Origin of the sequence: Streptomyces sp. NPDC091371, assembly GCF_040684275.1 — a bacterium.
GTDB lineage: Bacteria > Actinomycetota > Actinomycetes > Streptomycetales > Streptomycetaceae > Streptomyces.
Genome location: NZ_JBFBFP010000018.1, coordinates 102124 through 124065, shown reverse-complemented (window position 1 = coordinate 124065; position 21942 = coordinate 102124). Strand labels below are relative to the sequence as shown.

Here is a 21942-nt window from a genome sequence, read left to right as displayed (position 1 = left end):
ATGTTCCGCCGAGCCTTCTGGTTCACCGCCGGCGCGGCCGCCGGCGTCTGGGCCACCACCAAGGTCAACCGCAAGCTGAAGCAGCTGACGCCGGAGAGCCTCGCCGCGAAGGCCGCAGACAAGGCCATCGAGACGGGGCACCGCCTCAAGGACTTCGCCCTCGACGTCAAGGCCGGAATGACGCAGCGCGAGGACGAGCTGAACGATGCACTGGGGCTCCACCAGGACCCCGACCGGCCCGACAACGTCACGGCCCTCCCCGGGCCCCGGCGACTGCGGGCCATCGAGAACGACAAGACCAACCACCCACTGAAGTTTTCGTACAACCGGAATGAGGACCACTGATGGAGTCGGCTGAAATCCGCCGCCGCTGGCTGAGCTTCTTCGAGGAGCGCGGTCACGCCGTTGTCCCTTCGGCGTCGCTCATCGCGGACGACCCGACTCTGCTGCTGGTCAACGCGGGCATGGTCCCCTTCAAGCCGTACTTCCTCGGCGAGACCAAGCCCCCGGCCCCCCGCGCCACCAGCGTGCAGAAGTGCGTCCGTACGCCGGACATCGAAGAGGTCGGCAAGACCACCCGCCACGGCACGTTCTTCCAGATGTGCGGCAACTTCTCCTTCGGCGACTACTTCAAGGAAGGCGCCATCAAGTACGCCTGGGAGCTGCTCACCAGCTCCGTGGCGGACGGCGGCTACGGCCTGGAGCCGGAGAAGCTCTGGATCACCGTCTACCTCGACGACGACGAGGCCGAGTCGATCTGGCGCGACGTGATCGGCGTCCCCGCCGAGCGCATCCAGCGCCTGGGCAAGAAGGACAACTTCTGGTCCATGGGCGTCCCGGGTCCCTGCGGCCCGTGCTCCGAGATCAACTACGACCGCGGCCCGGAGTTCGGCGTCGAGGGCGGCCCGGCCGTCAACGACGAGCGCTACGTGGAGATCTGGAACCTGGTCTTCATGCAGTACGAGCGCGGCGCCGGCGACGGGAAGGAAGACTTCCCGATCCTCGGTGACCTGCCGTCGAAGAACATCGACACCGGTCTCGGCCTCGAGCGCCTCGCGATGATCCTGCAGGGCGTGCAGAACATGTACGAGACCGACACCCTGCGCGTGGTCATGGACAAGGCCACCGAGCTGACCGGTGTGCAGTACGGCGCCGCCAAGGACACCGACGTGTCCATGCGCGTGGTCGCCGACCACATCCGCACCTCCGTCATGCTCATCGGCGACGGCGTCACCCCCGGCAACGAGGGCCGCGGCTACGTGCTGCGCCGCATCATGCGCCGCGCCATCCGCAACATGCGCCTCATGGGCGCCACCGGCGCCGTCGTGCAGGACCTCGTGGACGTCGTGATCAACACGATGGGCCAGCAGTACCCGGAGCTCGTCACCGACCGCAAGCGCATCGAGACCGTCGCGCTCGCCGAAGAGGCGGCCTTCCTCAAGGCCCTCAAGGGCGGCACGAACATCCTCGACACCGCCGTGACCGAGACCAAGGCCGCCGGCGGCAAGGTCCTCTCCGGCGAGAAGGCGTTCCTGCTCCACGACACCTGGGGCTTCCCGATCGACCTCACCCTGGAAATGGCCTCCGAGCAGGGCCTCTCCGTGGACGAGACCGGCTTCCGCCGCCTGATGCAGGAGCAGCGCGACCGCGCCAAGGCCGACGCCAAGGCCAAGAAGACCGGCCACGCGGACGTCTCCTCCTACCGTGAGATCGCCGACACCGCGGGCGCCACCGAGTTCACCGGCTACGCCACCACCCAGGGCGAGTCCACCATCGTCGGCCTCCTGGTCAACGGCGTCTCCGCGCCCGCCGCCTCCGAGGGCGACGAGGTCGAGGTCGTCCTCGACCGCACCCCCTTCTACGCCGAGGGCGGCGGCCAGCTCGCCGACCAGGGCCGCATCAAGCTCGACTCCGGCGCGATCATCAACGTCCGCGACGTGCAGCAGCCGGTGCCCGGCGTCTCCGTGCACAAGGGCTCCGTCCAGGTCGGCGAGGTGACGGTGGGCGCGTCCGCGTACGCCTCCATCGACGTCAAGCGCCGCCTGGCCATCGCCCGCGCCCACTCGGCCACCCACCTGACCCACCAGGCGCTGCGCGACGCCCTCGGCCCGACGGCCGCCCAGGCCGGCTCCGAGAACTCGCCCGGCCGCTTCCGCTTCGACTTCGGTTCCCCGAACGCCGTCCCCGGCTCGGTCCTGACCGACGTCGAGCAGAAGATCAACGACGTCCTCGCGCGCGAGCTCAACGTCACGGCCGAGGTCATGAGCATCGACGAGGCGAAGAAGCAGGGCGCCATCGCCGAGTTCGGCGAGAAGTACGGCGAGCGCGTGCGCGTCGTCACCATCGGCGACTTCTCCAAGGAGCTGTGCGGCGGCACGCACGTCGGCAACACCAGCCAGCTCGGCCTGGTGAAGCTGCTCGGCGAGTCCTCCATCGGCTCCGGCGTGCGCCGCGTCGAGGCCCTCGTCGGCGTGGACGCGTACAACTTCCTCGCCAAGGAGCACACGGTCGTCGCCCAGCTCCAGGAGCTGGTCAAGGGCCGTCCGGAGGAGCTGCCGGAGAAGATCGCCGCCATGCTCGGCAAGCTGAAGGACGCCGAGAAGGAGATCGAGAAGTTCCGCGCGGAGAAGGTCCTCCAGGCCGCCGCCGGTCTCGCCCAGAACGCCCAGGACATCCACGGCGTCGCCCTCGTCGTCGGCCAGGTGCCGGACGGCACGGGCGCCGACGACCTGCGCAAGCTGGTCCTGGACGTCCGCGGCCGCATCCCGGGCGACCGCCCGGCCGTGGTCGCGCTCTTCACCGTGGCGAACGACCGCCCGCTGACGGTCATCGCCACCAACGAGGCGGCCCGCGAGCGCGGTCTCAAGGCCGGTGACCTGGTCCGTACGGCCGCCAAGACCCTCGGTGGCGGCGGTGGCGGCAAGCCGGACGTGGCCCAGGGCGGCGGCCAGAACCCGGCCGCCGTGCCGGAGGCCATCGCCGCGGTCGAGCGCCTCGTCGTAGAGACGGTCTGACGATGACTCTGCGCCGCGGCCGCCGGCTCGCCATCGACGTCGGGGACGCCCGGATCGGGGTCGCCTCGTGCGACCCCGACGGGGTGCTCGCCACACCGGTGGAAACGGTCCCGGGCCGGGACATCCCCTTCGCCCACCGGCGGCTGCGGCAGCTCGTCGAGGAGTACGAGCCGCTCGAAGTCGTGGTCGGCCTCCCCCGCTCGCTCAGCGGGCGGGAGGGGCCGGCCGCGGCCAAGGTGCGGGCCTTCGCCAACGAACTGGCGAAGGGCATCAAGCCCGTGACGGTCCGTCTCGTGGACGAGCGGATGACCACGGTCACCGCCGCCCAGGGGCTGCGGGCCTCGGGGAAGAACGCGAAGAAGGGCCGGTCCGTCATCGACCAGGCCGCCGCTGTGGTGATCCTTCAGAACGCTCTTGAGACCGAACGGGTATCAGGTAATCCGCCCGGTGAGTGCGTCGAAGTGGTTGTCTGATCGCGGTACGGTAACGTTCCGCGCGATGAGGCGGCATTCGAACAGCCGTCGTTTTCGTCTCGCGGCTCTAGGGGACCGATGACTGAGTATGGCCGGGGCCACGGCTCCGAACCGTGGCATCCCGAGGATCCCCTGTACGGGGACCAGGGATGGGCGGGGCACCAGACCCAGCAGGGACAGGTGCCCTACGGCGGAGACCAGCAGCAGCAGTACGCGCAGGATCCGCAGTACCAGCAGCCGTACCCGCAGCAGGTCCAGTACCCGCAGCACCCGCACTACCCGCAGCCCGAGCAGTACCCCGGGCACCAGCAGGACCAGGCCCAGCAGTACGCGCAGCAGGCCCAGTACCAGCAGCAGGTCCAGCACCCGCAGCAGCCCGTGTACGACACCCAGGGCTGGGACACCGGGCAGCACCAGTACCTGGCCACCGCGCCCGCCGACCCCTACGCAGGCGTGGACCCGTACGTCCAGCAGGCACCGGGCGGCTATCCGGGCGAGAGCCCCGACCTGTACACCACGGACGAGGCCTACCCGCCGCCGCAGCCCCCGGGCCGGCGCCACTTGGAGCCGCAGCTCCCCGAGCAGCAGGACGAGGAGCCCGACTCCTTCTTCGCGGGCGGCGGCGATGACGAGGACGGCGACGAAGGCGGCGGCGGACGCCGCGGCGGACGGTCCAAGGGCGGCCAGCCCAAGAAGCGCAGCGGCATGGCCTGCCTGATCGCCACCCTCGTCATCGTCGGCGTGCTCGGCGGTGGCGGCTACTACGGCTACACGTACCTCGAGGCGAGGTTCGGCGCGGCCGAGGACTTCGCGGGCGAGGGCACGGACGAGATCGTCGACGTGGAGATCCCCGCGGGTGCGGGCCTGGGCCAGATGGGCCGGATCCTCAAGGAAGCCGGCGTGGTCGCCAGCGCCCAGGCCTTCGTCGACGCGGCGGGCGCCAACCCGAAGGGCAAGTCCATCCAGCCCGGCATCTACCCGATGCAGAAGAAGATGTCGGGTGCGGCCGCCGTCGCGCTGATGATCGACCCCAGCAAGCTGAACGTCATCACCGTCACCGAAGGCATGCGCAACGCCAAGGTGTACACGGCGATCGACAAGAAGCTGGGCAAGCCGGAGGGCACCACCAAGGAGATCGCCTTCCGCGAGGCCAAGAACCTCGGACTGCCGGCCTGGGCCGGCAACCACCCGAAGCTCATGGACCCGCTCGAGGGCTTCCTGTACCCGATGCGCTACGACCTGAAGAAGGACAGCACCCCCGAGTCCCTGCTCAAGGAGATGGTCAAGAACGCGACCGTCAAGTACTCGGAGCTGGGCGTCGAGTCCAAGGCCAAGGAGCTGGGGCTGGAGAACCCGCTCCAGGTCATCACGGTGGCCAGCCTCGTCAACGCCGAGGGCAAGAACCACGACGACTTCCGGAAGATGTCCGAGGTGGTCTACAACCGCCTCAAGAAGACCAACGACGTCACGAACCAGAAGATCGAGTTCGACTCGACGTACAACTACATCAAGGGTACGAGCGAGATCAACTTCAACATCAACGAGGCGAGGAAGTTCGAGCACGCCTACAACACGCACAACGTCAGGGGCCTGCCCCCCGGCCCGATCGGGAACCCCGGAGCCGACGCGCTGACCGCTACGCTCAACCCCGATCACGGCGGCTGGATGTTCTTCGTGTCGGTCGACGGAGACAAGACGACCTTCACCAAGACCTACGACGAACACCTGAAGCTGGTCGCCGAGTTCCAGGAACGGCAGAAGCAGAAGAACGGTGGATAGCAGGACATGTCACGCATAAGGGCCGCGGTGCTGGGTTCGCCCATCGAGCACTCCCTCTCACCGGTGCTGCACCGCGCCGCCTACCAGGAGCTCGGCCTCGACGACTGGTCGTACGACCGCTTCGAGATCGACGAGGCCGCGCTCCCGGGGTTCGTCGCCGGACTCGGCCCCGAGTGGGCCGGGCTGTCGCTGACCATGCCGCTCAAGCGGGCGATCATCCCGCTGCTCGACGGGATCAGCGACACGGCCGCCTCCGTCGAGGCGGTCAACACGGTCGTCCTCACCGAGGACGGCCGCCGGCTCGGCGACAACACCGACATCCCCGGCATCGTCGCCGCCCTCCACGAGCGGGGCATCGAGAAGGTGCCGTCCGCCGCCGTCCTCGGCGCCGGCGCCACCGCCTCCTCGGCGCTCGCCGCCCTCTCGCGGATCTGCACCGGCGAGGTCACGGCGTACGTCCGCTCGCGCGCGCGGGCCGACGAGATGCGCGGGTGGGGCGAGCGGCTCGGCGTCGCCGTCCGCACGGCCGACTGGTCCGAGGCCGCCGAAGCGCTGTCGGCGCCGCTGGTGATCGCGACCACCCCGGCCGGTACGACGGACGCCCTGGCCGCCTCCGTGCCGGACGGGGCGGGCACCCTCTTCGACGTCCTGTACGACCCGTGGCCGACCGCTCTCGCGGCGGCCTGGGAGCGCGGGGGCGGCAAGATCGTCGGCGGTCTGGACCTGCTGGTCCACCAGGCCGTGCTCCAGGTCGAGCAGATGACGGGCCGCACCCCGGGCCCGCTCGCGGCCATGCGGGCCGCCGGAGAACGGGCGCTGGCCGCGCGTTAGGCTTCCGCCTGCGGATTCGATCACGGGGGCGGCATGGAACAGACGAGCGACGGCCAGGTACTACTCGCCTCGAAGTGGGACATCCCCCTGGCAGTCTTCTGGATGCTCAGGGCGCTGTTCGGCACCATGCCCCTCTGGGTCAAGCTCACGCTCTTCGGAATCATCGGTTCCGTCGCTGTGTGGACGGCGATCACCTGGCTCCGCGACCGCTCCGCCCGGGCCACCTGACGGACAAGGCGTCCGATAGCTGGACCGAGGCCCCTGATACCCCCTCGGACGTGGGAGGATCGGGTACGGCGGGTCCGGGCCGCGCACCCGATCGCGCCATCGCTGTACCAGGCGCGAGCATGAGGAGCATCGTTGAGCAGGTTGCGTTGGCTGACCGCCGGGGAGTCGCACGGACCGGCGCTGGTAGCGACGCTGGAGGGGCTTCCCGCCGGCGTTCCGGTCACCACCGAGCTGGTGGCCGACCACCTGGCCCGTCGCCGGCTCGGTTACGGGCGCGGCGCCCGTATGAAGTTCGAACAGGACGAGATCACCTTCCTCGGCGGTGTCCGGCACGGGCTGTCGCTGGGTTCCCCCGTCGCGGTCATGGTCGGCAACAGCGAATGGCCCAAGTGGGAGACGGTGATGTCGGCCGACCCGGTCGACCCGTCGCTGCTCAAGGACACCGGTCGCAACGCGGCGCTGACGCGCCCGCGCCCCGGTCACGCCGACCTCGCCGGCATGCAGAAGTACGGCTTCGACGAGGCCCGGCCGATCCTGGAGCGCGCCAGCGCCCGTGAGACGGCCGCCCGCGTCGCCCTCGGCGCGATCGCCCGGTCCTTCCTCAAGGAGGTCGCGGGCATCGAGATCGTCTCGCACGTGGTGGAACTGGCCGCGGCCAAGGCCCCGTACGGCGTCTACCCGACCCCCGCCGACGTCGAGAAGCTCGACGCCGACCCGGTGCGCTGCCTCGATGCGGACGCGAGCAAGGCGATGGTCGCCGAGATCGACCAGGCCCACAAGGACGGCGACACCCTCGGTGGCGTGGTCGAGGTCCTGGCGTACGGAGTGCCGGTCGGCCTCGGCTCGCACGTCCACTGGGACCGCCGCCTCGACGCCCGCCTCGCCGGCGCGCTCATGGGCATCCAGGCGATCAAGGGCGTCGAGGTCGGCGACGGCTTCGAACTCGCCCGCGTGCCCGGCTCCAAGGCGCACGACGAGATCGTCTCCACCCCCGAGGGCCTCAAGCGCACCTCCGGCCGCGCCGGCGGCACCGAGGGCGGTCTGACCACCGGCGAGCTGCTGCGCGTCCGCGCCGCGATGAAGCCCATCGCGACCGTGCCCCGCGCGCTCGCCACCGTGGACGTCGCCACCGGTGAGGCGACGGTGGCCCACCACCAGCGCTCCGACGTGTGCGCCGTCCCGGCCGCCGGCATCGTCGCCGAGGCGATGGTCGCCCTCGTGCTGGCCGACGCGGTCGTCGAGAAGTTCGGCGGCGACTCGGTCCCCGAGACCCGCCGCAACGTGCAGTCCTACCTCGACAACCTGCAGATCCGGTGACGGGCGGACCGATCGTCGTACTTGTCGGACCCATGGGGTCCGGCAAGTCCACGGTCGGCGGCCTGCTCGCCGACCGGCTCGGCGTCCCCTACCGGGACACCGACGCGGACATCGTGGCCGCCCAGGGCCGCGAGATCTCCGACATCTTCGTCGACGAGGGCGAGCCGTACTTCCGTGAGCTGGAGCGGCAGGCGGTCGCCACCGCCGTCGCCGAGCACACCGGAGTGCTCGCCCTCGGCGGCGGCGCCGTCCTCGACGAGGGCACCCGCGGGCTGTTGGCCGGCCTGCCCGTCGCCTACCTGTCGATGGACGTCGAGGAAGCCGTACGGCGCGTGGGCCTCGGCGCCGCGCGCCCGCTGCTCGCCGTCAACCCGCGCCGCCAGTGGCGCGAGCTGATGGAGGCGCGGCGCCCCCTGTACACCGAAGTCGCGCGTGTCGTGGTGGCCACCGACGACCGCACCCCCGAAGAGGTCGCCCAGGCGGTCCTCGACGCTCTGGAGTTGAAGGACGTATGACGGACCAGGTGACGCGGATCCAGGTCGGCGCGAGCGCGGGCCACGACGCGTACGAGGTGCTGGTCGGGCACCAGCTGCTCGGCGAGCTCGGCACCCTCGTCGGTACGAAGGCCCAGCGGGTCGCCGTGATCCACCCCGAGGCGCTGGCCTCGACCGGTGAGGCACTGCGCGACGACCTCGCCGAGCAGGGCTACGAGGCGGTCGCCATCCAGGTGCCGAACGCCGAAGAGGCCAAGACCGCCGAGGTGGCCGCGTACTGCTGGAAGGCGCTCGGCCAGTCCGGCTTCACCCGCACCGACGTCATCGTCGGCGTCGGCGGCGGAGCCACCACCGACCTCGCGGGCTTCGTCGCGGCCACCTGGCTGCGCGGGGTGCGCTGGATCGCCGTGCCGACCACCGTCCTCGCGATGGTGGACGCGGCCGTCGGCGGCAAGACCGGCATCAACACCGCCGAGGGCAAGAACCTGGTGGGCTCCTTCCACCCGCCGGCCGGCGTGCTGTGCGACCTGGCGGCGCTGGACTCGCTGCCGGTCAACGACTACGTCAGCGGCCTCGCCGAGATCATCAAGGCCGGATTCATCTCCGACCCGAAGATCCTCGACCTGATCGAGGCGGACCCCGAGGCGGCCCGTACGCCTGCCGGCCCGCACACCGCCGAGCTCATCGTGCGCTCGATCCAGGTCAAGGCCGATGTGGTCTCCAGCGACCTCAAGGAGTCGGGGCTGCGCGAGATCCTCAACTACGGCCACACCCTCGCGCACGCCATCGAGAAGAACGAGCGCTACAAGTGGCGGCACGGCGCGGCCGTGTCCGTCGGCATGGTCTTCGCGGCCGAACTGGGGCGGCTCGCGGGCCGGCTCGACGACGCGACGGCCGACCGGCACAAGGCGGTCCTCGCCTCGGTCGGCCTGCCGCTGACCTACCGCGGCGACCAGTGGCCCAAGCTGCTCCAGACCATGCAGGTCGACAAGAAGTCCCGCGGCAACCTGCTGCGCTTCATCGTCCTCGACGGCCTCGGCAAGCCGACCGTCCTGGAGGGCCCCGACCCGGCGCACCTGATCGCCGCGTACGGAGAGGTGTCCGCGTGAGCCGGCGCGTGTTCGTCCTGAACGGGCCGAACCTGGGCCGGCTCGGCTCGCGCGAGCCCGACGTGTACGGGGCCACCTCGTACGCCGGGCTGGTGGAGAGCTGCCGGACGCTGGGCGAGGAGCTCGGCTTCGACGTCGAGGTCCGCGAGACCAACGACGAGGGCGAGATCGTGCGGTGGCTCCACGAGGCGGCGGACGGCAAGATCCCGGTCGTGATCAATCCGGGTGCCTTCACGCACTACTCGTACGCCATGCGGGACGCCGCGGCGCAGCGCACCGCGCCGCTGATCGAGGTGCACATCTCGAACCCGTACGCCCGCGAGGAGTTCCGGCACACCTCGGTCATCGCGGCCGTGGCGACGGGTACGGTGGCGGGCTTCGGCCTCGGGTCGTACCGGCTGGCGCTGCGCGCCCTGGCGGACGAAGTTTCGCTCTGACGGTGCGGGTGGGAGTCCCGGCCTCCGGGGTCATATAACGTTCTCGCATCAGTCGCCTGAACGAGACGGAGTGGCAGGGGATGCACCAGGGAACGGGCGGCGGCGCGAGCTGGGGGCAGGCGGGGCACCCCCCGCCGACGCCCCCGCAGCCGCCGATACCTCGGGCGCACGGCTGGCCGGGCTCGCCCCCGCCCCCGCACCCGGGGCTGCCCCCGCACCCGCAGGCACCGCCGCCGCCGGCCGTGCCGGAGGCCACCGGGCACATCCCGCTCCCGCCCGCGGCGGCGGGCACCGGCGGGGCCGTCCTCGCCGTGCTGCTGATCGGCCCGGCCGGCGCGGGCAAGACCACGGTCGCCCGGCACTGGGCGAGCACGCGCCCGGTGGCCACCGCCCACATCAGCCTGGACGACGTCCGCGAGTGGGTGTGCTCGGGCTTCGCCGATCCGCAGGCGGGCTGGAACGAGCACTCCGAGGCCCAGTACCGCCTCGCCCGCCGCACCTGCGGCTTCGCCGCCCGCAACTACCTCGCCAACGGGATCTCCTGCATCCTCGACGACGCCGTCTTCCCCGACCGGCCCGTGGTCGGCCTCGGCGGCTGGAAGCGGCACGTCGGCCCGGCGCTGCTGCCGGTGGTGCTGCTGCCCGGGCTGGAGATCGTCCTGGAGCGCAATGCGGCGCGCTCCGGCAACCGGCGGCTCTCCGACGAGGAGGTCGCGCGGATCCACGGGCGGATGGCGGGCTGGTACGGCTCCGGCCTGCCGATCATCGACAACTCGCACCTGGACGTGGAGGGCACCGCCCGCGCCCTCGACGAAGCCTTGGCGCGGGCGCTGGCCTAAGCCGTACGGGTGCGGCGCCGCTGCTGGGGCTCCGCCCCGGACCCCGCGCCTCAAACGCCGGCGAGGCTGAAATTGCCCTGCGGGCAATCCAGCCGCACCGAGCATGCGGCCGCAGCAAAATCCAGCCCCGCCGGCGATCGAGGCGCGGGTCCGGGGCAGGCCCCCCCAGCGGCGGGGCCGCGCATACGGACGCGCTCACCAGGCCGGAGGCGGGCGGCGCTCGTAGGCTCGGAGACATGTCAGACGTGTACGCCGCCCGCCGCGGCACGCTTCGCGAACGCTGCGCCGCCGCGGGGAACGCCGCCGCGCTGGTCACGCGTCCGGCGAACGTCCGCTACCTCTCCGGGGCGTCCCCACGGGGCGCAGTCCTGTTCGTCGGGCCCTCCGAGGACGTGCTGTTCTGCGCGGCCCCGCCCACCGGCGAGGCCGACGAGGGCCGACTCGACGAGCGGCTCAGACTCTCCGTCCTGGCGAGCCCCGGCGGGGACCCCGCCGTCGCCGCCGCCGACATGGCGGCCGCCGTCCACGCCGACTCGCTCGCGGTGGAGGAGCACCACCTCACCGTCGGCCGCCACCGCGCCCTGCGCTCCGTGGCACCCAAACTGCGTCTCGCCGACCTCGGGACCGCCGTGGAGCAGCAGCGCCTTGTCAAGGACGAGGAGGAGATCGCCTGCCTGCGCATCGCCGCGGAGATCGCCGACCAGGCCCTCGGCGAGCTGCTGGAGTCCATCCTGGTCGGCCGTACCGAACGCCACCTCGCCCTGGAGCTGGAACGGCGGCTCGTCGACCACGGCGCCGACGGCCCCGCCTTCCCCACCTCCGTCGGCACCGGCCCGCACTCGGGCCGCTCCCGGCACCGGCCCTCCGACCGCAGGGTGGAGGAGGGGGACTTCCTGTCCGTCTGCCTCGGCGCGAACTACCGCGGCTACCGGTGCGAGATCGGCCGCACCTTCGTGATCGGCACCACCCCCGCCGACTGGCAGATCGAGCTGTACGACCTCGTCTTCAGCGCCCAGCGGGCCGGGCGGGAGGCCCTGCTGCCCGGGGCCGCGTACCGCGACGTGGACCACGCGGCGCGCTCCGTACTGGACTCCGCGGGCTACGGGGAAGCCCTCGCTCCGTGGACCGGGCACGGCGTCGGCCTCGAAATCGACGAGGACCCGCAGCTTGCACCTACGGCAATGGGTAAACTGGACGCTTGCGTGCCGGTCACCGTCGAACCGGGGGTTCACCTCCCGGGCCGGGGAGGTGTCCGGATCGATGACACGCTCGTCGTACGCCCCGAGGCGGACGGCGGTCCCGAGCTACTCACCATTACGACCAAGGAGCTGCTCGCGCTCTAGCCCGCACCGCCGGGCCGTGCGCGCCTCCCTGGTCTTCCAGTGCAGGAGATTCCGCAACCGTGGCTTCCACGAACGACCTCAAGAACGGCATGGTGCTCAAGCTCGACGGTGACCAGCTCTGGTCCGTCGTCGAGTTCCAGCACGTCAAGCCCGGCAAGGGCCCGGCCTTCGTGCGCACCAAGCTCAAGCACGTGCTCTCCGGCAAGGTCGTCGACAAGACGTTCAACGCCGGCACGAAGGTCGAGACGGCCACCATCGACCGCCGCGACATGCAGTTCTCGTACATGGACGGCGACTACTTCGTCTTCATGGACATGGACACCTACGACCAGCTGATGGTCGACAAGAAGGCCGTCGGCGACGCCGCCAACTTCCTCATCGAGGGCTTCACCGCCTCCGTGGCGCAGCACGAGGGCGAGGTGCTCTACGTCGAGCTCCCGGCCGCCGTCGAGCTGACCATCCAGCACACCGACCCGGGCGTCCAGGGCGACCGCTCCACCGGTGGCACCAAGCCGGCGACGCTGGAGACCGGTCACGAGATCCAGGTCCCGCTCTTCGTCACCACGGGCGAGAAGATCAAGGTCGACACCCGCAACAGCTCCTACCTCGGCCGGGTGAACAGCTAACCGTGGCTGCCCGGAGCAACGCGCGCAAGCGTGCTTTCCAGATCCTGTTCGAGGCCGACCAGCGCGGGGTACCCGTGCGCGAGGTCCTCGCGGACTGGATCCGCCACGCGCGGTCGGACGACCGGCAGCCGCCGGTCAGCGCCTTCACGATGGATCTCGTCGAGGGTTACGCCGACAAGGTGAACCGCATCGACGACCTGATCGTCACCTACGCCGTGGACTGGGAGCTCGACCGCATGCCGGTCGCTGACCGGAACATCCTGCGGCTCGGTGCGTACGAGCTGATCTGGGTGGACGACACCCCGGACGCCGTGGCCATCGACGAGGCCGTCCAGCTGGCCAAGGAGTTCTCGACGGACGAGTCCCCCTCGTTCGTGAACGGGCTGCTGGCCCGTTTCAAGGACCTGAAGCCGAGCCTGCGCCGAGGCGAGTAGCCTCCGGCGGGCCGGTAGTCGAGCGGAGGGGCCGCAGCGCATGCTGCGGCCCCTCCGCTGTGCTGCTTTGGCCATGGGTTGGGCGGTGCAGACGCAAAACGGCGGGTGCCGGGAGTCCGATGGGACTCCCGGCACCCGCCGGTAAACGTTTCTGCTGGGACTGGCCGGGACTAGATGTCCTCGTGGGCCACCGCACGACGCGCGTCCGCGTCCAGGACGCCCCAGCTGATCAGCTGCTCGGTCAGGACCGAGGGGGACTGGTCGTAGATGACGGCCAGCGTGCGCAGGTCGTCCTGGCGGATCGACAGCACCTTGCCGTTGTAGTCGCCGCGCTGGCTCTGGATGGTCGCCGCGTAACGCTGGAGCGGGCCTGCCTTCTCGGCGGGCACGCCCGCCAGGCGCTCCAGGTCCAGACGCAGCTTCGGCGGCGGCTCGGCAGCCCCGCCGGGAGTGGTGCCGGGCAGCAGCTCCTGCACCGGAACCCCGTAGAAGTCCGCCAGCTCGGCCAGGCGCTGGACGGTCACGGCGCGGTCCCCGCGCTCGTAGGAACCGACCACCACGGCCTTCCACCGGCCCTGGGACTTCTCCTCGACACCGTGGAGGGAGAGGCCCTGCTGGGTGCGGATGGCGCGGAGCTTGGCCCCGAGCTGTTTGGCGTATTCGCTGGACATAACGCTCCCGGACGCTGTGACGCTGTGACGATATGGACAACGTGACCACGTGCGGCTCCGCAACGCGGCTGGTAACTCACTGTGAGGTTACGCAGCGTTACTTGGGTGCGTCAAGCCGAATGGTCTCCATCGCCCCCTTAAGAGGAGCCCCACGCGCCCCGTGCGCGCCCTCGCGCACCAGCCCCGTGCGGGTATCACCACCACGCTCCTGGTACCGTGTGAGACGTACATCAGACGTCCTTTAAGGTCCGTCCCGTGAGGCGGAGAAGGAGGTCCTTTTCATGGACGCTCAGAACACGCAGGCGCAGCCCGATCACAGCGCCGATGTGGTGCGCCCCGTGCTGGAGGCGCAGGACATCGCCCGGGTGCTGACCCGCATCGCCCACGAGATCGTCGAACGCGCCAAGGGCGCCGACGACGTGGTGCTCCTCGGCATCCCCACCCGCGGTGTCTTCCTCGCCCGCCGGCTGGCCGCCAAGCTCGAAGAGATCACCGGTACGAAGATCCCGGTCGGCTCCCTCGACATCACCATGTACCGCGACGACCTGCGGATGAAGCCCGCCCGCGCGATCGGCCGCACCGAGATCCCCGGCGACGACCTCGACGGCCGCCTCGTCGTCCTCGTCGACGACGTGCTCTTCTCCGGCCGCACCATCCGCGCCGCCCTCGACGCCCTCGGCGACCTCGGCCGCCCCCGCGCCGTACAGCTCGCCGTCCTCGTCGACCGCGGCCACCGCGAACTGCCGATCCGCGCCGACTACGTCGGCAAGAACCTCCCCACGTCGCTGCGGGAGATCGTCAAGGTCCAGCTCCAGGAGGAGGACGGCCGTGACGCCGTGCTGCTCGGCCAGCGGACCGCCCAGGCAGCCGGGCAGTAGCCCGTACGAACTGACGGACGAGCCCGGGTCGGCCCGGGCCCGCGGCCGCGGCCTGCCCTGCCCGAACCCAGCCTGCCCTCCCGACCTACGGAGCCATCCAAGATGAAGCGCCACCTCATCTCGGCCGCCGATCTCACGCGCGACGACGCCGTCCTGATCCTCGACACCGCCGAGGAGATGGCCCGCGTCGCGGACCGGCCGATCAAGAAGCTGCCCACCCTGCGCGGCCTCACCGTCGTCAACCTCTTCTTCGAGGACTCGACCCGCACCCGGATCTCCTTCGAGGCGGCCGCCAAGCGGCTCTCCGCCGACGTCATCAACTTCTCCGCCAAGGGTTCCTCGGTTTCCAAGGGCGAATCCCTGAAGGACACCGCGCTGACCCTGGAGGCCATGGGCGCCGACGCGGTCGTCATCCGCCACCACGCCTCCGGCGCCCCCTACCGGCTCGCGACCTCCGGCTGGATCGACTCCGCCGTGGTCAACGCCGGCGACGGCACCCACGAGCACCCCACCCAGGCCCTGCTGGACGCCTTCACCATGCGCCGCCGCCTCGTAGGCCGCGACGCCGGCCTCGGCAAGGACCTTAACGGCCGCCGCATCACCATCGTCGGCGACGTCCTGCACAGCCGGGTGGCCCGCTCCAACGTCCAGCTGCTGCACACCCTCGGCGCCGAGGTCACCGTCGTGGCCCCGCCGACCCTGGTCCCGATCGGCGTCGAGAGCTGGCCGTGCGAGGTCTCGTACAACCTCGACGAGGTGCTGCCGAAGTCCGACGCTGTGATGATGCTGCGTGTGCAGCGCGAACGCATGAACGCCGCCTTCTTCCCGACCGAGCGCGAGTACTCCCGCCGGTACGGGCTCGACGGTGACCGCATGGCGAAGATGCCCGAGCACGCCATCGTCATGCACCCCGGCCCGATGAACCGCGGCATGGAGATCACCGCCGAGGTCGCCGACTCCGACCGCTGCACGGCCGTAGAGCAGGTCGCCAACGGCGTGTCCACCCGGATGGCCGTCCTGTACCTGCTGCTCGGAGGCTCCGAGCCCGCCGTCACCACCAGCACCAACGCCGCCCGTACCGAGGAGACCAAGTAACCATGAGCAAGATCCTTATCCGTGGCGCGAAGGTACTCGGTGGCGAGGCGCAGGACGTCCTGATCGACGGCGAGACCATCGCCGAGGTCGGCACCGGCCTGTCCGCCGAGGGCGCGACCGTCATCGAGGCCGAGGGCCAGGTCCTCCTCCCCGGCCTCGTCGACCTGCACACCCACCTGCGCGAGCCCGGCCGCGAGGACTCCGAGACCGTCCTGACCGGCACCCGCGCCGCCGCCTCCGGCGGCTACACCGCCGTCTTCGCCATGGCGAACACCTTCCCGGTCGCCGACACCGCCGGTGTCGTCGAGCAGGTCTGGCGCCTGGGCAAGGAGTCCGGCTACTGCGACGTGCAGCCCATCGGCGCCGTCACCGTCGGCCTGGAGGGCAAGCAGCTCTCCGAGCTGGGCGCCATGCACGACTCCGCCGCCCGCGTCACAGTCTTCTCCGACGACGGCAAGTGCGTCGACGACGCCGTGATCATGCGCCGCGCCCTGGAGTACGTGAAGGCCTTCGGCGGCGTCGTCGCCCAGCACGCCCAGGAGCCCCGCCTGACCGAGGGCGCCCAGATGAACGAGGGCGTCGTCTCCGCCGAGCTGGGCCTGGGCGGCTGGCCGGCCGTCGCCGAGGAGTCGATCATCGCCCGCGACGTGCTGCTCGCCGAGCACGTCGGCTCCCGCGTCCACATCTGCCACCTCTCCACGGCCGGCTCCGTCGAGATCGTCCGCTGGGCCAAGTCCCGCGGCATCGACGTCACCGCCGAGGTCACCCCGCACCACCTCCTCCTCACCGACGAGCTCGTCCGCTCGTACAACGCGGTCTACAAGGTCAACCCGCCGCTGCGCACCGAGAAGGACGTGCTGGCCCTGCGCGAGGCGCTCGCCGACGGCACGATCGACATCGTCGCCACCGACCACGCCCCGCACCCGCACGAGGACAAGGACTGCGAGTGGGCCGCCGCCGCCATGGGCATGGTGGGCCTGGAGACCGCGCTCTCCGTCGTCCAGCAGACGATGGTGGAGACCGGACTGCTCGACTGGGCGGGCGTCGCCGAGCGGATGTCGTTCGCTCCGGCGCGGATCGGCGGCCTGGGGAACCACGGCCGTCCCGTCTCGGCAGGTGAACCCGCGAACCTGACCTTGGTCGATACCTCGTACCGTGGTGTCGTGGACCCCGCACACTTCGCCTCCCGCAGCCGCAACACGCCTTACGAGGGCCGTGAGCTGCCGGGGCGCGTCACTCACACCTTCCTGCGGGGCCGGGCAACGGTCGTGGACGGGACGCTGGCGTGACACCTGCAGTAATCCAACTGGCCGCCGAGGCCGCCGAACGACAGTCGGCGGAGGTGACCAGCTTCGGCGCCCGCATGGCGTGGGTCGTCGGCCTGGCCGTCTTCGTCGCGTTCGTGTACTGGCTGATGCGGCAAGGCTGGAAGTGGCGAGGCGCTCTGCAGAACGATCTGCCGGAGCTGCCCGCCACCCCCGACGGTCTCCCCGCACACCGGCTGGCCCTGACCGGCCGCTACCACGGGTCCACCACCGCCGGACAGTGGCTCGACCGGATCGTCGCCCACGGCCTGGGCGTCCGCAGCCGGGTGGAGCTCACGCTCACCGACGCGGGCCTCGACGTGGTCCGACCGGGTGCCACCGATTTCTTCGTACCGGCCGCGCAGCTGCGCGGCGCCCGCCTCGACAAGGGAATCGCGGGCAAGGTACTCACCGAGGGCGGTCTGCTCGTCGTCACATGGGCGCACGGCGACAAGCTGATCGACTCCGGATTCCGCTCCGACCGCGCGGCCGAACACGCCGCCTGGGTCGAAGCCCTCAATCACATGAACCAATCCATCACGACGGAAGGCGCCGAACGATGACGACCTCCACCAGGGGAGCAGACAAAACTCCCGCCGTACTCGTCCTGGAGGACGGTCGGATCTTCCGCGGCCGCGCCTACGGCGCCCACGGGGAGACCTTCGGTGAGGCCGTGTTCTCCACCGGCATGACCGGCTACCAGGAGACCCTCACCGACCCGTCGTACCACCGGCAGGTCGTCGTGATGACCGCCCCGCACGTGGGCAACACCGGCGTCAACGACGAGGACCCCGAGTCCTCCCGCATCTGGGTGTCCGGCTACGTCGTGCGCGACCCCGCGCGCGTCCCCTCCAACTGGCGCTCCCGGCGCTCGCTGGACGAGGAGCTGGTCCACCAGGGCGTCGTCGGCATCAGCGGCGTCGACACCCGGGCGCTGACCCGCCACCTGCGCGAGCGCGGCGCCATGCGCGTCGGCATCTTCTCCGGCAACGCGGTCGCCGACGACGGCACGCTCCTCGCGAAGGTCCGCCAGGCCCCCGAGATGGAGGGCGCGAACCTCTCCGCCGAGGTCGCCACCAAGGAGACCTACGTGGTCCCCGCCATCGGTGAGAAGAAGTTCACCGTGGCCGCCGTCGACCTGGGCATCAAGGGCATGACCCCGCACCGGATGGCCGAGCGCGGCATCGAGGTGCACGTGCTGCCCGCCACCGCCACCGTCGAGGACGTGTACGCGGTCAACCCGGACGGCGTCTTCTTCTCCAACGGCCCGGGCGACCCGGCCACCGCCGACCACGCGGTCTCCGTCATGCAGGGCGTCCTCGCCCGCAAGACGCCGCTCTTCGGCATCTGCTTCGGCAACCAGATCCTCGGGCGCGCCCTCGGCTTCGGCACCTACAAGCTGAAGTACGGCCACCGCGGCATCAACCAGCCCGTCCAGGACCGGACCACCGGCAAGGTCGAGATCACCGCGCACAACCACGGCTTCGCCGTCGACGCGCCCCTCGACAAGGTCTCCGAGACCCCCTACGGCCGCGCCGAGGTCTCTCACGTCTGCCTGAACGACAACGTCGTGGAAGGCCTCCAGCTGCTCGACCAGCCGGCCTTCTCCGTCCAGTACCACCCCGAGGCGGCTGCCGGCCCGCACGACGCCGCGTACCTCTTCGACCGTTTCACGTCTTTGATGAGCACCGCCCAGATGGAGGCCGATCGTGCCTAAGCGCTCCGATATCCAGTCCGTCCTGGTCATCGGCTCCGGCCCGATCGTCATCGGCCAGGCCGCCGAGTTCGACTACTCCGGCACCCAGGCCTGCCGCGTCCTCAAGGCCGAGGGCCTGCGCGTCATCCTGGTGAACTCCAACCCGGCGACGATCATGACCGACCCGGAGATCGCCGACGCCACGTACGTCGAGCCGATCACCCCCGAGTTCGTCGAGAAGATCATCGCGAAGGAGCGCCCCGACGCGCTGCTCCCGACCCTCGGCGGCCAGACCGCGCTCAACACCGCGATCTCCATGCACGAGCAGGGCGTGCTGGAGAAGTACGGCGTCGAGCTCATCGGCGCCAACGTCGAGGCCATCAACAAGGGCGAGGACCGCGACCTCTTCAAGGGCGTCGTCGAGGCCGTCAAGGCCAAGATCGGGTACGGCGAGTCCGCCCGCTCGGTCATCTGCCACTCCATGGACGACGTCATCGCGGGCGTGGACACGCTCGGCGGCTACCCCGTCGTCGTGCGCCCCTCCTTCACCATGGGCGGCGCCGGCTCCGGCTTCGCGCACGACGAGGAAGAACTGCGCCGCATCGCCGGCCAGGGCCTCACGCTCTCCCCGACCACCGAGGTGCTCCTGGAGGAGTCCATCCTCGGCTGGAAGGAGTACGAGCTGGAGCTGATGCGCGACACCAAGGACAACGTGGTCGTCGTCTGCTCCATCGAGAACTTCGACCCGATGGGCGTCCACACCGGTGACTCGATCACCGTCGCCCCGGCGATGACGCTGACCGACCGCGAGTACCAGCGGCTGCGCGACATCGGCATCGCGATCATCCGCGAGGTCGGCGTCGACACCGGCGGCTGCAACATCCAGTTCGCGATCGACCCGACCGACGGCCGCGTCATCGTCATCGAGATGAACCCGCGCGTCTCCCGCTCCTCGGCGCTCGCCTCGAAGGCCACCGGCTTCCCGATCGCCAAGATCGCCGCCAAGCTGGCCATCGGCTACACGCTCGACGAGGTCCCCAACGACATCACCGAGAAGACCCCGGCCTCCTTCGAGCCGACCCTCGACTACGTCGTCGTCAAGGCCCCGCGCTTCGCCTTCGAGAAGTTCCCGCTCGCCGACGCCACCCTCACCACCACCATGAAGTCGGTGGGCGAGGCCATGGCCATCGGCCGCAACTTCACCGAGGCCCTCCAGAAGGCCCTGCGCTCCCTGGAGAAGAAGGGCTCGCAGTTCACCTTCGTCGGCCCCGTCGGCGACAAGGCGGAGCTGCTCGCCACCGCGGTCCGCCCGACCGACGGCCGCATCAACACCGTCATGCAGGCCATCCGCGCCGGCGCTACCCAGGAAGAGGTCTTCGAGTCCACGAAGATCGACCCCTGGTTCGTCGACCAGCTCTTCCTCATCAAGGAGATCGCCGACGAGCTGGCCGCCGCCGAGAAGCTCGACCCCGAGCTGCTCGCCGAGGCCAAGCGCCACGGCTTCTCCGACGCCCAGATCGCCGAGATCCGCGGCCTGCGCGAGGACGTCGTCCGCGAGGTCCGCCACGCCCTCGGCGTCCGCCCGGTCTACAAGACGGTCGACACCTGCGCAGCCGAGTTCGCCGCGAAGACCCCGTACTTCTACTCGTCCTACGACGAGGAGTCCGAGGTCGCCCCGCGCGAGAAGCCCGCGGTCATCATCCTGGGCTCCGGCCCGAACCGCATCGGCCAGGGCATCGAGTTCGACTACTCCTGCGTCCACGCCTCCTTCGCGCTCAGCGACGCGGGCTACGAGACCGTGATGGTCAACTGCAACCCGGAGACCGTCTCCACGGACTACGACACCTCCGACCGCCTGTACTTCGAGCCGCTGACGCTCGAGGACGTGCTGGAGATCGTCCACGCGGAGTCCCTCGCGGGCCCGATCGCCGGTGTCATCGTCCAGCTCGGCGGCCAGACCCCCCTCGGTCTCGCCCAGGCGCTCAAGGACAACGGCGTCCCCGTCGTCGGCACCTCCCCGGAGGCCATCCACGCCGCCGAGGACCGCGGCGCCTTCGGCCAGGTCCTCGCCGACGCCGGCCTGCCCGCCCCCAAGCACGGCACCGCCACCACCTTCCCCGGCGCCAAGGCGATCGCCGACGAGATCGGCTACCCGGTCCTCGTCCGCCCGTCCTACGTGCTCGGCGGCCGTGGCATGGAGATCGTCTACGACGAGGCCCGCCTCGAGTCGTACATCGCCGAGTCCACCGAGATCAGCCCCACCCGGCCGGTCCTGGTCGACCGCTTCCTCGACGACGCCATCGAGATCGACGTCGACGCCCTCTACGACGGCCACGAGCTCTACCTCGGCGGCGTCATGGAGCACATCGAGGAAGCCGGCATCCACTCCGGCGACTCGGCCTGCGCCCTGCCCCCGATCACCCTCGGCGGCTACGACATCAAGCGCCTGCGCGCCTCCACCGAGGCCATCGCCAAGGGCGTCGGCGTGCGCGGCCTGATCAACATCCAGTTCGCGATGGCGGGTGACATCCTCTACGTCCTGGAGGCCAACCCGCGCGCCTCCCGGACCGTCCCCTTCACCTCGAAGGCGACCGCCGTCCCGCTCGCGAAGGCCGCCGCGCGCATCTCGCTCGGCACCACCATCGCCGAGCTGCGCGCCGAGGGCCTGCTGCCCAAGACCGGCGACGGCGGCACCCTGCCGATCGACGCGCCGATCTCCGTCAAGGAGGCCGTCATGCCGTGGTCGCGCTTCCGCGACATCCACGGCCGCGGCGTGGACACCGTCCTCGGCCCGGAGATGCGCTCCACCGGCGAGGTCATGGGCATCGACGCCGTCTTCGGCACGGCGTACGCGAAGTCGCAGGCGGGCGCCTACGGCCCGCTGCCCACCAAGGGCCGCGCCTTCATCTCCGTCGCCAACCGCGACAAGCGCTCGATGATCTTCCCGGCGCGCGAGCTCGTCGCCCACGGCTTCGAGCTGCTCGCCACCTCGGGCACCGCCGAGGTGCTGCGCCGCAACGGCATCAACGCCACCGTGGTGCGCAAGCTCAGCGAGGGTGAGGGCCCGAACGGCGAGAAGACCATCGTCCAGCTCATCCACGACGGCCAGGTCGACCTGATCGTCAACACCCCGTACGGCACCGGCGGCCGCCTCGACGGCTACGAGATCCGCACGGCGGCCGTGGCGCGCAGCGTCCCGTGCCTGACCACGGTCCAGGCGCTCGCCGCGGCCGTCCAGGGCATCGACGCGCTGAACCACGGCGACGTGGGCGTCCGCTCCCTCCAGGAGCACGCGGAGCACCTGACCGCGGCCCGCGACTAGCAGCCCGTACGAAAGGGGGGCACCGGCGACAACGCCCGGTGTCCCCCCTTTC

21 protein-coding genes are annotated in these 21942 nt (G+C 70.7%); 20 read left to right on the top strand and 1 reads right to left on the bottom strand.

Translation table 11 applies throughout. The annotated features are described in order from the left end of the window. From AB0O21_RS21115 to nusB, 14 genes are all read left to right on the top strand, one after another. On the top strand, positions 1-345 hold the full coding sequence (locus tag AB0O21_RS21115; protein WP_365172668.1) for a DUF6167 family protein: 345 nt from the start codon (positions 1-3) through the stop codon (positions 343-345). Further along, positions 345-3014 carry an alanine--tRNA ligase gene (gene alaS, locus AB0O21_RS21110; RefSeq protein ID WP_365172667.1) on the top strand — a complete coding sequence of 890 codons (2670 nt, stop codon included), beginning with the start codon at positions 345-347 and terminating at the stop codon, positions 3012-3014. Before AB0O21_RS21115 ends, alaS begins: the two co-directional genes overlap by 1 nt. Positions 3015-3016: 2 nt before the next feature. Further along, a complete protein-coding gene (gene ruvX, locus AB0O21_RS21105) occupies positions 3017-3487 on the top strand; it encodes a Holliday junction resolvase RuvX (protein ID WP_150256582.1) in 471 nt (156 codons plus the stop codon). Between the two features lie 78 nt (positions 3488-3565). Then, positions 3566-5266: an endolytic transglycosylase MltG gene (gene mltG, locus AB0O21_RS21100; RefSeq protein ID WP_365172666.1), complete on the top strand. Its 1701-nt coding sequence runs from the start codon at positions 3566-3568 to the stop codon at positions 5264-5266. A 6-nt stretch (positions 5267-5272) separates the two neighbouring features. Continuing rightward, positions 5273-6097, top strand: coding sequence for a shikimate dehydrogenase (locus AB0O21_RS21095; protein ID WP_365172665.1), 825 nt, complete (start codon positions 5273-5275; stop codon positions 6095-6097). Between the two features lie 33 nt (positions 6098-6130). Continuing rightward, complete coding sequence (locus AB0O21_RS21090) at positions 6131-6325, top strand: hypothetical protein (protein WP_365172664.1); 195 nt, start codon at positions 6131-6133, stop codon at positions 6323-6325. A gap of 132 nt (positions 6326-6457) precedes the next feature. Further along, entirely contained in the window at positions 6458-7642 is a 1185-nt protein-coding gene (aroC, locus tag AB0O21_RS21085) for a chorismate synthase (protein WP_365172663.1), read from the top strand. Next, on the top strand, positions 7639-8157 hold the full coding sequence (locus AB0O21_RS21080) for a shikimate kinase (RefSeq protein ID WP_365172662.1): 519 nt from the start codon (positions 7639-7641) through the stop codon (positions 8155-8157). The genes aroC and AB0O21_RS21080 overlap by 4 nt, the downstream gene beginning before the upstream one ends. Continuing rightward, complete coding sequence (aroB, locus tag AB0O21_RS21075; RefSeq protein WP_365172661.1) at positions 8154-9245, top strand: 3-dehydroquinate synthase; 1092 nt, start codon at positions 8154-8156, stop codon at positions 9243-9245. Before AB0O21_RS21080 ends, aroB begins: the two co-directional genes overlap by 4 nt. Beyond that, a complete protein-coding gene (aroQ, locus tag AB0O21_RS21070; protein WP_365172660.1) occupies positions 9242-9682 on the top strand; it encodes a type II 3-dehydroquinate dehydratase in 441 nt (146 codons plus the stop codon). Before aroB ends, aroQ begins: the two co-directional genes overlap by 4 nt. A gap of 80 nt (positions 9683-9762) precedes the next feature. After that, complete coding sequence (locus AB0O21_RS21065) at positions 9763-10521, top strand: AAA family ATPase (RefSeq protein ID WP_365172659.1); 759 nt, start codon at positions 9763-9765, stop codon at positions 10519-10521. A 236-nt stretch (positions 10522-10757) separates the two neighbouring features. Continuing rightward, positions 10758-11864: an aminopeptidase P family protein gene (locus tag AB0O21_RS21060; RefSeq protein ID WP_365172658.1), complete on the top strand. Its 1107-nt coding sequence runs from the start codon at positions 10758-10760 to the stop codon at positions 11862-11864. Positions 11865-11923: 59 nt separating this feature from the next. Next, entirely contained in the window at positions 11924-12490 is a 567-nt protein-coding gene (efp, locus tag AB0O21_RS21055; protein WP_365172657.1) for an elongation factor P, read from the top strand. A gap of 2 nt (positions 12491-12492) precedes the next feature. After that, positions 12493-12924: a transcription antitermination factor NusB gene (gene nusB, locus AB0O21_RS21050; protein ID WP_030157452.1), complete on the top strand. Its 432-nt coding sequence runs from the start codon at positions 12493-12495 to the stop codon at positions 12922-12924. A 170-nt stretch (positions 12925-13094) separates the two neighbouring features. Here nusB and bldD read toward each other — a convergent pair whose 3' ends face one another. Next, positions 13095-13595 (bottom strand): transcriptional regulator BldD, encoded by a 501-nt coding sequence (gene bldD / locus AB0O21_RS21045; protein WP_007263032.1) that lies wholly within the window; start codon positions 13593-13595, stop codon positions 13095-13097. A 281-nt stretch (positions 13596-13876) separates the two neighbouring features. Between bldD and pyrR the strand changes: the two genes are divergently transcribed. From pyrR to carB, 6 genes are all read left to right on the top strand, one after another. Next, a complete protein-coding gene (gene pyrR, locus AB0O21_RS21040; RefSeq protein WP_365172656.1) occupies positions 13877-14473 on the top strand; it encodes a bifunctional pyr operon transcriptional regulator/uracil phosphoribosyltransferase PyrR in 597 nt (198 codons plus the stop codon). Positions 14474-14575: 102 nt separating this feature from the next. Next, positions 14576-15568 (top strand): aspartate carbamoyltransferase catalytic subunit, encoded by a 993-nt coding sequence (locus AB0O21_RS21035; protein ID WP_365172655.1) that lies wholly within the window; start codon positions 14576-14578, stop codon positions 15566-15568. Positions 15569-15570: 2 nt separating this feature from the next. Next, entirely contained in the window at positions 15571-16857 is a 1287-nt protein-coding gene (locus AB0O21_RS21030; protein ID WP_365172654.1) for a dihydroorotase, read from the top strand. Then, a complete protein-coding gene (locus AB0O21_RS21025; protein WP_365172653.1) occupies positions 16854-17435 on the top strand; it encodes a hypothetical protein in 582 nt (193 codons plus the stop codon). The genes AB0O21_RS21030 and AB0O21_RS21025 overlap by 4 nt, the downstream gene beginning before the upstream one ends. Beyond that, on the top strand, positions 17432-18589 hold the full coding sequence (carA, locus tag AB0O21_RS21020; protein WP_365172652.1) for a glutamine-hydrolyzing carbamoyl-phosphate synthase small subunit: 1158 nt from the start codon (positions 17432-17434) through the stop codon (positions 18587-18589). Before AB0O21_RS21025 ends, carA begins: the two co-directional genes overlap by 4 nt. Then, positions 18582-21890, top strand: coding sequence for a carbamoyl-phosphate synthase large subunit (gene carB / locus AB0O21_RS21015; protein WP_365172651.1), 3309 nt, complete (start codon positions 18582-18584; stop codon positions 21888-21890). The genes carA and carB overlap by 8 nt, the downstream gene beginning before the upstream one ends. Positions 21891-21942 lie beyond the last annotated feature (52 nt).

Bases quoted from the DNA above. Each gene is read 5' to 3' on its own strand.
- alaS (WP_365172667.1), top strand. From the start codon at position 345: ATGGAGTCGGCTGAAATCCGCCGCCGCTGGCTGAGCTTCTTCGAGGAG.
- bldD (WP_007263032.1), bottom strand. From the start codon at position 13,595: ATGTCCAGCGAATACGCCAAACAGCTCGGGGCCAAGCTCCGCGCCATC.
- mltG (WP_365172666.1), top strand. From the start codon at position 3,566: ATGACTGAGTATGGCCGGGGCCACGGCTCCGAACCGTGGCATCCCGAG.
- AB0O21_RS21115 (WP_365172668.1), top strand. From the start codon at position 1: ATGTTCCGCCGAGCCTTCTGGTTCACCGCCGGCGCGGCCGCCGGCGTC.
- AB0O21_RS21090 (WP_365172664.1), top strand. From the start codon at position 6,131: ATGGAACAGACGAGCGACGGCCAGGTACTACTCGCCTCGAAGTGGGAC.
- AB0O21_RS21035 (WP_365172655.1), top strand. From the start codon at position 14,576: ATGAAGCGCCACCTCATCTCGGCCGCCGATCTCACGCGCGACGACGCC.
- AB0O21_RS21065 (WP_365172659.1), top strand. From the start codon at position 9,763: ATGCACCAGGGAACGGGCGGCGGCGCGAGCTGGGGGCAGGCGGGGCAC.
- pyrR (WP_365172656.1), top strand. From the start codon at position 13,877: ATGGACGCTCAGAACACGCAGGCGCAGCCCGATCACAGCGCCGATGTG.
- ruvX (WP_150256582.1), top strand. From the start codon at position 3,017: ATGACTCTGCGCCGCGGCCGCCGGCTCGCCATCGACGTCGGGGACGCC.
- aroB (WP_365172661.1), top strand. From the start codon at position 8,154: ATGACGGACCAGGTGACGCGGATCCAGGTCGGCGCGAGCGCGGGCCAC.
- carA (WP_365172652.1), top strand. From the start codon at position 17,432: ATGACGACCTCCACCAGGGGAGCAGACAAAACTCCCGCCGTACTCGTC.
- AB0O21_RS21060 (WP_365172658.1), top strand. From the start codon at position 10,758: ATGTCAGACGTGTACGCCGCCCGCCGCGGCACGCTTCGCGAACGCTGC.
- AB0O21_RS21030 (WP_365172654.1), top strand. From the start codon at position 15,571: ATGAGCAAGATCCTTATCCGTGGCGCGAAGGTACTCGGTGGCGAGGCG.
- AB0O21_RS21095 (WP_365172665.1), top strand. From the start codon at position 5,273: ATGTCACGCATAAGGGCCGCGGTGCTGGGTTCGCCCATCGAGCACTCC.